Annotated in this window: 8 protein-coding genes and 2 pseudogenes; 4 read left to right on the plus strand and 6 right to left on the minus strand. The window is 56.2% G+C overall.

The annotated features are described in order from the left end of the window. Positions 1-63 precede the first annotated feature (63 nt). Both VI25_RS07945 and VI25_RS07950 read right to left on the minus strand, forming a co-directional pair. A complete protein-coding gene (locus VI25_RS07945) occupies positions 64-819 on the minus strand; it encodes a DUF4197 domain-containing protein (RefSeq protein ID WP_052695017.1) in 756 nt (251 codons plus the stop codon). A 252-nt stretch (positions 820-1,071) separates the two neighbouring features. Next, a pseudogene (locus tag VI25_RS07950) lies at positions 1,072-1,907 on the minus strand (DUF4197 domain-containing protein). Positions 1,908-2,033: 126 nt separating this feature from the next. Between VI25_RS07950 and VI25_RS28395 the strand changes: the two are divergent. The 4 genes and pseudogenes from VI25_RS28395 to VI25_RS07965 all read left to right on the plus strand — a co-directional run. Then, positions 2,034-2,716: pseudogene (locus VI25_RS28395) on the plus strand (competence/damage-inducible protein A); the annotation flags it as partial. Between the two features lie 6 nt (positions 2,717-2,722). Next, a complete protein-coding gene (locus VI25_RS28400; RefSeq protein WP_316934289.1) occupies positions 2,723-3,256 on the plus strand; it encodes a CinA family protein in 534 nt (177 codons plus the stop codon). A gap of 191 nt (positions 3,257-3,447) precedes the next feature. Next, on the plus strand, positions 3,448-4,875 hold the full coding sequence (locus tag VI25_RS07960; protein ID WP_045687559.1) for a dihydrolipoamide acetyltransferase family protein: 1,428 nt from the start codon (positions 3,448-3,450) through the stop codon (positions 4,873-4,875). 92 nt (positions 4,876-4,967) lie between these two features. Continuing rightward, a complete protein-coding gene (locus VI25_RS07965; RefSeq protein WP_045687516.1) occupies positions 4,968-5,174 on the plus strand; it encodes a hypothetical protein in 207 nt (68 codons plus the stop codon). Positions 5,175-5,275: 101 nt separating this feature from the next. Here the strand turns inward: VI25_RS07965 and VI25_RS07970 are convergent, their stop codons facing one another. The 4 genes from VI25_RS07970 to VI25_RS07985 form a co-directional block, all read right to left on the minus strand. Beyond that, complete coding sequence (locus tag VI25_RS07970; protein ID WP_045687560.1) at positions 5,276-5,683, minus strand: DoxX family protein; 408 nt, start codon at positions 5,681-5,683, stop codon at positions 5,276-5,278. A 99-nt stretch (positions 5,684-5,782) separates the two neighbouring features. Beyond that, positions 5,783-6,373, minus strand: coding sequence for a nitroreductase family protein (locus tag VI25_RS07975; RefSeq protein WP_236704969.1), 591 nt, complete (start codon positions 6,371-6,373; stop codon positions 5,783-5,785). Next, positions 6,357-9,047, minus strand: coding sequence for a TonB-dependent receptor domain-containing protein (locus tag VI25_RS07980; protein ID WP_082455447.1), 2,691 nt, complete (start codon positions 9,045-9,047; stop codon positions 6,357-6,359). Before VI25_RS07980 ends, VI25_RS07975 begins: the two co-directional genes overlap by 17 nt. A 317-nt stretch (positions 9,048-9,364) precedes the next feature. Continuing rightward, complete coding sequence (locus VI25_RS07985) at positions 9,365-11,494, minus strand: S9 family peptidase (protein WP_045687517.1); 2,130 nt, start codon at positions 11,492-11,494, stop codon at positions 9,365-9,367. Positions 11,495-11,576: the final 82 nt, after the last annotated feature.

Raw genomic sequence — 11,576 nt, forward strand, 5'->3', positions numbered from 1 at the left:
GTTCTCCAACCAGGGGCCTTTCTCTTGTTAGATGAGTAGGTCCACGTTCGAATAATTGACAGCCTAGCTCTTGCGGCCGAATACTTTCTTGAGCAAATCCGTGGTGCGCGCTACGGGATTTTCGCGAATGTTGGCTTCTTCCTGAGCAATGAGCGTGAACAAGCCATCAATAGCTTTGCCAGTAGCATACTGGTTTAGGTCGGTTTGCACGGGCTTTACCATTGGAATGCGGTTGTAGCGCGTGGTGAGGTCGGTGTAGTAGCGCGTGGCCCCTACTTTGTCGAGGCTCTGCTGGATAATGGGCTTGAAGGCAACCGTGAGCTGTTCGGTGGTGGTTCGTTTGAGGTAATTGGTAGCCGCGTCTTTCTCACCCGTCAGAATACCCCACACATCTTTAAAGGTGAGGCTTTTGATGGCCGCCAGGAAGATGGGCTTGGCGCTTTTGGCGGCATCCTCGGCGCCGCGGTTCAGCGTAAGCTCAAACTTATCTACTTGGCTACCTAGCCCAATGGAGCGCATGGTAGTAGCTACGCGCTGAGCATCAGCCGGGAAAGGAATACGGATAAACTTATTCAAGTAAAACCCATCTGTTTTCGACGCTTGATCGGCTCCTTTGCTGATGCCCTGCACCAAAGCCTCCTTCAAGCCGTTGGCCGCTTCTGTGTTCGACACACTGCCCGAGCTTACGCCGGTGGTAGTAGTCTTGGTAGGCATGGGCAGCTTGATGTTGCCAATCTTGGGGAGGCTAAATTGGGCGGCAGCCTGAAGGTGCAGGCCCAGCACGGCCATCGGGAGCAGAAGGAGGAGGCGTTTGTTCATGGAAGCAGGCAAAAGCAGCAAAGAATAACAGTAGCTAGTGCCTACGAGGACTGCTAAATGCACAAACCGGACCAAATCAGCTCCTGTTTCGGGCAGACGTGCGCCAGCTACATCATTATCGATGGATCCCCTAGAAAGGTCGACCGCTCTGGCATTCTGATCGGGCTAGCAGGCAGCCCAGTCAACCCCTAAAATGACTACGGAGTGCCCAGCACGTAGTGGACACTCCGTAGACCATAGAGAAGGCAGCGGCTACTTGCCGAATACTCGCTTCAGCAACGCACTACCCTGAGCCGCCGGGTTGGCCCGGATGCGGCCTTCCTCGGCTGAGATGAGGCGAACAAGCCATCCACTGTTTTCTCGGTGGCATAAGGCACCAGCTGAGGATTAAGTGGCGTCACCAGCGGAATCTTATTGTAGCGGGCCACCATTTCAGCGTAGAGCCTGGTAGCACCGGTTTGCTCCAAAGACTGCTGCACCGTTGGTTGGAAAGACGTCCGCAAGTCGGCCGCTGTTTTTTCGTAGAGCAGTGTGGTAGCTGCATCTTCTTCCTTACTAGTGGCCAGTGTCAGCGCATCTTGCAGGCTCAGGTTTTGTACTGCGTTCAAGAAAATAGGCTTGGCCTGAGCCGCTGCCGTTTCCGCGGCATGGTTTAGCGCTACCTCGAAGTTATCGACCAAGGCACCGGCGCGCACCTTGCGTAGCGTGGCAGCTATTAGTTGAGCCTCCGGGGGAAAGGGTATGCGGATATCGGCATTGGCATTGAAACCATCCGTTTGGCCAGCTTGTGCTACGGCCCGCGTCACGCCCTGGGTGAGGGCCTCGCGCAAGCCCGTGGTAGCCTCGTCGGCGGTGAGGGGCGCTTTCACGGGGGCGGCGGGCACTACGGGGGTAGTAGCTTTGGTAGTAGTGGTCGTCTTCTTGACGGGCGTAGTCGTCTTTTTAGCCGCTGTGGTTTTCTTGGCGGTGGTCGTCTTTTTAGTGGTCGTGGTGGTCTTCTTGGTCGTCGTTTTAGTCTGAGCTAGGCTTACTTGGGTGGCGGCTAGCAGGAGTGAGAAACCGAGGGCAACGGTGCGGAGGGGAGTCATGACAAAAAATAGGGTAAACCAGAAAGCCGTTGTGGCGTTGTTACGGCACGAGGTGCCAATATTGCGCCAATTCCACCACCCATCCTAACCCTTGCTTGCATGCCCACTCTTCCCGTCGTTGAAATCATGACCATTGGCGATGAGCTGCTCTATGGGCAGGTCGTGGACACCAACTCTGCCTTCCTGGGTCAGGAGCTGGCGAAGCTAGGCTTACGCGTGCGCCAAATTACCAGCGTGTCAGACCGGGCCGATGAAATTGTAACTGCCCTGGACCTGGCGCGGCAGCGCGCCGACGTAGTACTGATGACTGGTGGCCTGGTCCAACCAAGGACGACCTTACCAAGCACGTGTTGGCCCGCTACTTCGGCACCGAGCTGGTGCTGCATGAACCCACTTTGCACCACGTGGAGGGCATTTTCGCCCGCTACAACCGGCCCATGCTTGAGGTAAACCGCCAGCAGGCCCTGGTACCAGCCAACTGCACTGTGCTGCACAATGCCCTGGGTACGGCCCCCGGCATGTGGTTCGAGGACAAAGGAACCGTATTCGTGAGCATGCCGGGGGTACCTTTCGAGATGAAAGGACTGATGACTGATGAAGTGCTGCCCAAGCTTCAGCACCACTTCCAGACGCCTGCCATTGAGCACGTAGTTGTGCAAACGGTAGGCCTGGGCGAGTCCTTCTTAGCCGAGCGAATAGCAGCCTGGGAAAGTGCGCTGCCCGCCACGGTAAAGCTGGCTTACTTACCCTATTTGGGAGGGGTACGCCTGCGCCTTACGGGCCACGATGATGGGCAGCCGAACCTGCGCGCCCGCATGCAAGCCCTGCTACCAGAGCTGTACACCTTGCTCGGCGACCATATTTTTGCCGAGGGCGAGGTGAAGCTGGAAGATGCCGTGGGCCGGTTGTTGACGGCGCGCGGACTGACGGTAGGTACTGCCGAAAGCTGCACCGGCGGCTTGCTGGCACATCGCCTCACGTCAGTACCCGGCAGCTCCCGCTACTTTCAGGGCAGCATCATAGCCTACAGCAACGACATAAAGATGCGGGAGCTTGGCGTGCAGGCTTCTACCTTGGAAGCCTATGGGGCCGTGAGTGAAGCTACCGTGCGCGAAATGGCGGAAGGCTTGCGTCATCACTTGGGGGTAGACGTGGCCCTGGCTACCAGCGGCATTGCCGGGCCCGATGGCGGCACGCCAGAAAAGCCTGTGGGTACCATCTGCATTGCCTACGCCGATGCGTTCCAGACCGTTAGCCGGCAGTTTAGCTTTGACCGGGGCCGGCAGCTCAATGTGGAGTACACCACTACTCTCGCCCTAAATCTACTGCGCCTGAGCTTGCCACAGTAACCCATACCGGGCCGGCGGCCTTATTCTACCGCCGAGCTCTATCACTGCCCAAGAGCGAAATCACCTGGCCGGTATAGTTGGGTAATATCCTAGCTTGCCAGCACAGTGCAGGCGTGATGCTTTCTACTACCTTTGCGCCACAAACCGCGAAACTCCCACCCCACCCCTTTTCCCCAAACTATCCCAACCGCATGGCACGAGTGGAAATGACGATGCCCAAAATGGGCGAATCCATTATGGAAGGCACCGTTCTAAAATGGCTCAAACAAGTCGGTGAGACGATTGAGCAGGACGAATCGGTGCTGGAAGTGGCAACTGACAAAGTAGATACGGAGGTGCCCGCCCTCCACGCCGGTGTATTACAGGAAATACTAGTGCAGGAAGGCCAAGTAGTAGCCGTGGGTGCTCCTATTGCCATCATCGAAACGGACGTGGCCAGTGCCGCTGCCCCAGCACCTACCACCCAACTGGCACCACCTTCAGAAAACGGCGCCGAGAAGCCTGCTGTTCCTTACCTGCCCGAGCCACACGACCCACAGGCCGCAACTAGCCTTGCACAGCCCCAGCCTGGCCGCTTCTACTCCCCCTTAGTGCTTAGCATTGCCCGGGAGGAAGGCATTAGCATGAGTGACCTAGAGCACTTGCCCGGCACAGGTAGTGAGGGCCGCGTGACGAAGAAAGACATCCTAGACTACGTAGCTGCTGGTAAGCAGCCCTTGGCACAAGCAGCACCCGCACCTGCGTCAACACCCGCACCGCAGGCTACTCCGGCCCCTGCCGCCGCTGCTGAGCCTACGCCTGCTCCTATAGCACCAGCTGCTACTCCGGCGGCCACGGCCCAGCCTGCTCCCACCGCACCGCAGCCGGCCGCTCCGGCCGCTGCTACCAAAGCTGTTCCTTCCATCAGTGGCAACCAGGAGCTGCTGGAGATGGACCGCATGCGCAAGATGATTGCCCAGCGCATGGTAGACTCCAAGCGCATTTCGCCCCACGTGACCAGCTTTGTGGAGGCCGACGTGACCGAGTTGGTGCTCTGGCGCAACAAACACAAGGATGCTTACAAGAAGCGGGAGGGCGAAAACCTAACCTTCACGCCCATTTTTATTCAGGCTATTGCCCGGGCCATTCAGGATTTCCCCAACATCAACGTGTCGGTAGAAGGTGATTACATCATCAAGAAGCGCGACATCAATGTGGGAGTTGCCGTGGCCCTGCCCTCCGGCAACCTGATTGTTCCGGTAATCCATAATGCCGACCAGCTTAACCTCAATGGCCTGAGCAAGCGCGTAAACGACCTGGCCAATCGGGCCCGAGCCAATAAGCTTAAGCCTGAGGACTTGGAAGGCGGCACGTACACGGTATCCAACGTAGGCTCCTTTGGCAACGTGATGGGCACCCCCATCATCATGCAGCCCCAGGTAGCTATTATGGCCGTGGGTGCCATCAAGAAGAAGCCCGCTGTTATTGAAACACCGCAAGGCGACCTAATTGGAGTGCGTCACTTCATGTTCCTCTCGCACAGCTATGACCACCGCGTGGTGGACGGCTCCTTGGGGGGCATGTTCGTACGCCGCGTAGCCGACTACCTCGAGCAATTCGACCCGAATACCACCATTTAATTGGGCGCTACTCACTTGTTGGAGGTTGATTGTTGAGGCGGCACTTCCCTTCAATAATCAACCTCCCACTTTTGCTAGCTTCACTTTTCTTCATGAATAAGCTTGTACCACTTGTAGCGCTCATCATTGCGTTGGGCCTCATTTTATTTCTGTACCAGCGCCTGCGCACAGCCGAATCAGAGCTGGAGATGGCGCAGAAGCGCTTCAATGACTGCGAGCAGGTCAACTTCCAGCTTCAAAATCAGCTGGTACAAGCTACTCGAGGTCCAGTCCCCGACAGCCTGAAAATAGTAGACTAGTCGGCGGCGTCAACAACACTAAAGAGAGCAAGCCTCTACTACGGCGCCACTTGGCGTCGTAGTAGAGGCTTGCTTGTTTCTGAGGTAGTAAGGGAGTTAGCTTACACAGTACGGTTTAGTGTGCGGGTGCGGGCGGCATCTACGCTCCAGGGGCCAGGGCCAGCCGCGGCTAGGTAGAGAAACACGAAACAGTATAGCACTGCCAGTTCTCCTTGGTTGACGATGGGCAAGGCGTGCTGGGGAGCATGTGCCATAAAGTAAGCCACCGCCATCAGGCCCGAGAGGATAAAGGCTACGGGCCGCGTGAACAAGCCAATAAGAATTAGCAAGCCTCCTCCAAACTCTAGAATACCTGCCACCAGCATAAGGCCCGTGGCACTACCGGCATGGTCGGAAGGAGGCCAGCCAAAAAGCTTTTGCGAACCGTGAAAGGTAAACAGCAGCCCAACCACAATGCGGAGCACGCTCAGCAGGCGGGCAGACCAAGGAGAAAGGAAGAAAGTAGCCATGGTGAAATGGTAGAAAGTGATGGTGTGGGTTTGCAAACGCAAAACTCCTTGGGCAGGATGCACCAAGGCCTGCTTTGCCCGCCTATTCCAATACCCAGGTTACTTTTTCATCCAGCGGCTTACGAATGCTGCGGGCAGTAGCGTCCGGCTTAGGGTAGCCCAGAAAGAAAAATCCCAACAGCTGGTCCTGGGCCCCAAGCCAAAAAATGGCTTGGCCTCTTCTAGGTATGTAACGCCACCACTGCTCCAGAACCCCGCCAGCCCATAAGCTACGGCCGAAAGGTGCAGATTTTGTACGGCGCATGCTACGGCCGCTACTTCTTCTACTACGGGCACCTCAAGGTTGCGCTTCAAACCAATGGCGATGACGTGGGAGCTCAGCAAAGGGCTGGCCGCTAGCTTCTCAAACTTGTTCTGCTGAAACTTCTCCCCTGCTTTCTCCCGGTATAGTTCCGACTGAAACGTGGCCAGCTTTTGCCGGCCCTCACCCCCGAATACTACGAAATGCCAGGGCTCCGTGCGCTTATGGGTAGGGGCCCAAGTAGCATTTTCGAGTAGCTCCCGCAATAAGGCCGCAGGTACCACGCGGCCAGGCTCAAACTGTACGGGCTGCATACTCCGGCGCCCCCGGATAAGCTGCGTTACCGCGGCTGGGTCTACGCTAGCTTGGGTTTCAACGTGAGTTATCATAGGCATAAAAAGCAGAAGAGTAGTTGAATGTTTGCCTGCATGCATAAAAACCAAAAGCCAGCTCTAAGGCTGGCTTTTGGTTTTGTTCGGCGGCGTTAGGGACGGCCTCCGCTAGTACCTGCGCGGGGGTAGCGCCGGCACCATTGCCCCCGTCGCTACCGTCCTTCAAGTCATCGTTGCTGACGGAACGGCGGCGTTTTGGCTGGGCCATGCTCATCTTACCAATGCGGTAGCTCAGATTCACGCGCAGGCTAGTGCGGTGAAATATGTTCACACTATTCTGGTCGAGCGTAGCCGTGCTGATTTCATTACGAATGCGGTTCGTGGGTGTGAAGAAGTTATCGGCACCGAAACCAATCGTGCCTTTCTTCTCATCGAAGTCCTTCTTCACGCTCAGGCTGTATACGCCAAAGCCACCCTGGTAGCCTTGCAGCTGTACCTGCCGGCCGCGGTAGAAGCTAAACGCTTGCAGCCCCCAGCCTTTGGTGAAATTGTAACCTCCCATGAGGCGGCCGCTGGCTACCCAGCCTTGGTTGCTAGCCGCGTACAGCGGATCCGAAAGGTTGTTGTCGAGAGTAGCGTAGTACACATCTACCCCGCCTCCCAGCGTCAGCTTGTTGTTGATATTGACGTTGGCATTCACGCTGCCTCCGTAGGCGTTTTCCGTACCTATGTTGTCGTAGGAAGTACGAATAGTATCGAAGTTGGCGGTGCGTACCGGTTGAATAGAGCCGTCGGTGTTGCGTACAAAGGCCGAGAAGTTCAGCGAAGTCTGCTTGATAAAAGTATTGTAGCCGATTTCAAAGTTGTTCGTGTACTCTGGCCGCAGTTGGGGGTTACCCACAGTTACGTTGAGAGGGTTGGCCGCTTGGCGGTTCGGGTTCAAGAACTGCAAAGAAGGCCGCTGAATCCGGCGGTTATAAGCGGCTTTCAATACGTTGCCGTTCGTCAGCTTGCGGGATACGTTTACGCTCGGCACCAGCACCCCATACGATGGAATGGAGGGCGCATTTTCCGTGCGAAAATCCGCGTCGATGTTAGTGTATTCGTAGCGGGTACCAGCTTTCAGGGTGTAGCTTTTCAGGAAACTCAGCGTGTACGAAGCATAGGCCGAGGCAACGTTCTGGTTGTAGTCGAACACGTTCGACAAGTTGGCACCAGGCCGTACTTCCCCGTTTAGCAACGTAGTATAGTCGCTGTTTACCCGGCGCATAATGTCCTTGGCGCCAAACTCCAACAGCTGAGTTTTGCTTAGAGGCGTCTGGTAGTCAGCCTGCAGGGTAATTTCCTGATTGTAGCTGTCGTTTTGGTTACGGATGTTGTCGCCAGCGCCCTCGCCTTCTAAAATGTAGTTGGTGAAGTTGTTATTGCGCGTGTTACGGCTGTACTGGCCCAGCAAGCTAAATTCGCGCTGGGGCGTTTCATACGTGTGGGTGTAGTTGATGGTCGCGTCCAGCGTGTGCGAGTTGTCAAGCACTTTCACATCGCGCAGGCTGCTGTTAGTTGGGTTCAGCCGCCCATCGTAGAAGATGGTGTTGGTAGCCAAATCGTCTTGGTAGTTGGTGCCATTGCGCACACCCAGCTGCACCGAGGCCGACAAGAAATTATACTTGTTGATGTCGTAGTCCCACCCAAAGGAATAACGACCAAATAGGTTCTGGTTGCGCGTATCGGCGGTTTGGGTCGTCTGGCTCAGCAACGAGCGGGTACTTAGGTCGCTACCCTGCACGGAGTAAGAGCGCTGGTCGTTCGTGAAGCTGCCAGGCGTGTTGTACTGAGCCCGGCCACCGCCACCTAGCGAGAAGCCCATCTTCCCTACCCGGTACGAGGCATTAAGGCCCAAGTCGGAGCCGCGTAGGCCGGCGCTAGAGCGCAAATCCAGGGTAAAGCCCTGCAAGTTGTTTTGCTTGGTAACGATGTTAATAATACCACCGGAACCTTCGGCATCGTACTTAGCCGAGGGCGAGGTAATTACTTCCACCGTTTTAATCTGATCGGCCGGAATCTGCTTGAGCGCATCCGCAATGCTGTTGGCCGAAATGGTGGAAGGGCGGTTGTTGATCAGGACCCGAATGTTTGAGCTACCCCGCAGGCTCACGTTGCCGTCGAGGTCCACGGAAAGCATGGGCACGCGCTTGAGCACATCGGTAGCATCGCCGCCGCGCGTTGTCTCGTCTTTCTCGGCATTGTAAACGGTACGGTCTACCTTCTCCTCCACTAGGCTGCGCTGGCCTTCCACTACTACCTCGCCCAGCTTCTGGGCCGAAGAACCTAGTACCACATTGCCCAGCGCCACCGTATTGCCGGCATCGGTGATAACAATACCAGGCTTTTCCACGGTTTTGTAGCCAATAAAGCTGATTTGCACGGTATACGTACCAGCCGCTACCCGCGGGATAGTGAATTTGCCGTTGTCGTCGGCGGCAGTGCCATCCACGGGCTTGCCAGTAGCGGGATTCAGCAGTGCCACGGTGGCGTAGGGCACGGGCTGCTTGGTATCGGCATCCACAATAGTGCCCGTAACGCGGCCAATGCCTTCCTGGGGAGCGGGCACTCCGCCAGGCATGGCACCCGCTGGCCGGGCTGCACCGGCAGGCCGCTCCCCGGTAGGCGCCTGGCCAAACACCACGTGGCCGCTGCTAGTAATGGCGAGAAGAAGGAAAAGTTTTTTCATGAGGGCGGGAAGGGAAGTCGCCAGAACGAGGCAGACGAGCCGTTAGCTGTAGTTTACTAGTGGTCAAAGGTACCGTCGCGTCAGAGCCTGCCGGAAAATAACCCGACTAACGCCGCTGTTTCAGCCCCGAAGACCACGGAATGTCCGGCCGAACCACTGTTGACCGGCTACTGACACAACTTTACTCCTGAGGTGGCACGCACCGCCTATTATTTATAGAAATGCTGCCTCTACAACCCAAAAAAGGCTGCTCCAGTTAGCCGGAGCAGCCTTCAACTAGGGTCTTAAGGCGGCAGGAAAATGCCCCCCGCGTGGGCCTAGGCCTTCATACCCAGCAACAGCAGCATGAAAGCAAACTGCCGGGCTGTGTCCTGAATGGACTTGAAGCGGCCCGAGGCCCCTCCGTGGCCCGCCTCCATATCGGTGTGCAGCAGCAGCAGATTGTTGTCGGTCTTTACGGTCCGCAGTTTGGCTACCCACTTAGCCGGCTCGAAGTACTGCACCTGCGAGTCGTGCAAGCCGGTAGTAACGAGCATATTGGGGTAGGCCTGAGCCCTTACCTGATCATAGGGCGAATACGACAGCATGTAGTCGTAGTACTCCTTCTGGCTGGGGTTGCCCCACTCATCGTACTCGCCGGTGGTCAGGGGAATGCTTTCGTCGAGCATGGTGGTTACCACATCTACAAACGGCACGGCGGCTACTACCCCCTTGTAGTACTCAGGATGCATATTCACAATAGCACCCATTAGCAACCCGCCTGCCGAGCCGCCCATGGCAAACAGCTTCTGAGCCGAGGTATACTGCTGGTCAATCAGGAATTTGGAGCAATCGGTAAAGTCGGTGAAGGTGTTTTTCTTCTTGAGTTTCTTGCCGTCTTCGTACCACTGCCGCCCCATTTCCTGCCCACCCCGGATGTGGCAAATGACGTAGGCAAAGCCCCGATTGAGTAAGCTCAAACGACCGGCACTAAAGGTGGCATCCATGGAGAGGCCATAGGAGCCGTAGGCATACTGGAGTAGGGGTGCACTGCCGTCCTTCTTAAAGCCCTTCTTGTACACAATGGACATGGGAATTTTGGTCCCGTCGGTGGCTGGCGCGTACACCCGCTCCGTCACGTAGTCCTCCTTATTGAAGCCGCCCAGCACCGCTTGCTCCTTCAAGAGCTTTTTGGTGTGGCTGTTCATGTCATAGTCGTACGTGGAGTTGGGCGTCGTGAGCGAGGAGTAGCCGTAGCGCAGGATGGGGGTATCAAACTCGGGATTGATGCTGATGGCGGCAGTGTATGTAGGCTCACCAAAGTTGAGGTAGTGTTCCTGCTTATCCTTCCAGCGAATCACACGCAGCTGTAGTAGCCCCTCCTTTCGCTCCCCCAGCACCAAGTACTCCTTGAATAGCTCCATGTTTTCCAAAAACACGTCCTTACGGTGCGGAATCACCTCCTGCCACGCCGATTTGGCGGTGTTCGTCACCGGCGTTTTCAGCAAATGAAAGTTGGGGGCGCCGGCATTGGAAAGCACATAGAACTGGTCGCCGAAGTGCTCAATTTCGTAGAGGTGCTCTGCCTCACGGGGCAAAAACACCTTGGGCTCTTGCGTGGGCTTGGCAGCCTCCAAAAAGCGCATCTCCGACGACATTGTGCTGCCCATTTGCAGGAAGATGTACTTGCGCGACTTGGAGCGGCCCACCCCTGTGTAAAAGGTATTATCCTTCTCTTCGTACACCAGCACATCCTGCTTGGGGTCGGTGCCCAGGGTATGGCGGTATACCTGGCAGGGCAGCAAGGTTTTCACGTCTTTCTTGGTGTAGAAGACGGTCTGGTTATCGGTTGCCCACACGGCGTTTCCGCTGGTGTTGATAATTTTTTCGGGGTAAAGCTTACCGGTCTTCAGGTCGCGGAAGCGTAGCGTGTACAGGCGGCGGCTTACCGTGTCGGTCGAATACGCCAGCACGTGGTTGTTGTCGCTGACCTCAAAACCGCCAATTTGGAAGTACGCCTTGCCCTTACCCATTTCGTTGGCGTCGAGCAGCACTTCCTCCGGGGCGCTCAGGCTGTCCTTCTTACGGCAATAAATGGGGTACTCCCCTCCCGCTTCGTAGCGGGTGTAGTAGTAGTAGCCATTTTCGCGGTAGGGCACCGACTCATCCTGCTCTTTAATGCGGCCCTTGATTTCCTTAAATAACGTTTCCTGCAACCCTTTCACCGGAGCCATCTGCTGATCTACGTAGGCATTCTCAGCGTTGAGGTAGCTAATCACCTCAGGATTTTCGGGCTCGTTGAGCCAGTAGTAGTTGTCGGTGCGGGTACCGAATGGCGAAGTAAGTTGCTTGGGCTTAATAGCCGCTACGGGAGGCTTGCTCATGGTGCGTGACGCTGGAGATTGGGCGACGACCGCGCTGCTTAGCAGCACGCCCACGCCCGTCAGCAAAGTGTATAAGTGATTCATAGAGCAGGTAGTCAAGGTGATTGTCTGCTCTAAAGAAAAGGAATATCATGTAACACGCACAGCCGTATGGGGCCGCCAATAC

This window comes from Hymenobacter sp. AT01-02, from assembly GCF_000961955.2.
GTDB classification, from domain to species: Bacteria; Bacteroidota; Bacteroidia; order Cytophagales; family Hymenobacteraceae; genus Hymenobacter; species Hymenobacter mucosus.

What these genes read in the sequence shown, in the direction of transcription:
- VI25_RS07945 (WP_052695017.1), bottom strand. Translation starts at nt 819, where the DNA reads ATGAACAAACGCCTCCTCCTTCTGCTCCCGATGGCCGTGCTGGGCCTG.
- VI25_RS07985 (WP_045687517.1), bottom strand. Translation starts at nt 11,494, where the DNA reads ATGAATCACTTATACACTTTGCTGACGGGCGTGGGCGTGCTGCTAAGC.
- VI25_RS07960 (WP_045687559.1), top strand. Translation starts at nt 3,448, where the DNA reads ATGGCACGAGTGGAAATGACGATGCCCAAAATGGGCGAATCCATTATG.
- VI25_RS07975 (WP_236704969.1), bottom strand. Translation starts at nt 6,373, where the DNA reads ATGATAACTCACGTTGAAACCCAAGCTAGCGTAGACCCAGCCGCGGTA.
- VI25_RS28400 (WP_316934289.1), top strand. Translation starts at nt 2,723, where the DNA reads ATGCAAGCCCTGCTACCAGAGCTGTACACCTTGCTCGGCGACCATATT.
- VI25_RS07980 (WP_082455447.1), bottom strand. Translation starts at nt 9,047, where the DNA reads ATGAAAAAACTTTTCCTTCTTCTCGCCATTACTAGCAGCGGCCACGTG.
- VI25_RS07970 (WP_045687560.1), bottom strand. Translation starts at nt 5,683, where the DNA reads ATGGCTACTTTCTTCCTTTCTCCTTGGTCTGCCCGCCTGCTGAGCGTG.
- VI25_RS07965 (WP_045687516.1), top strand. Translation starts at nt 4,968, where the DNA reads ATGAATAAGCTTGTACCACTTGTAGCGCTCATCATTGCGTTGGGCCTC.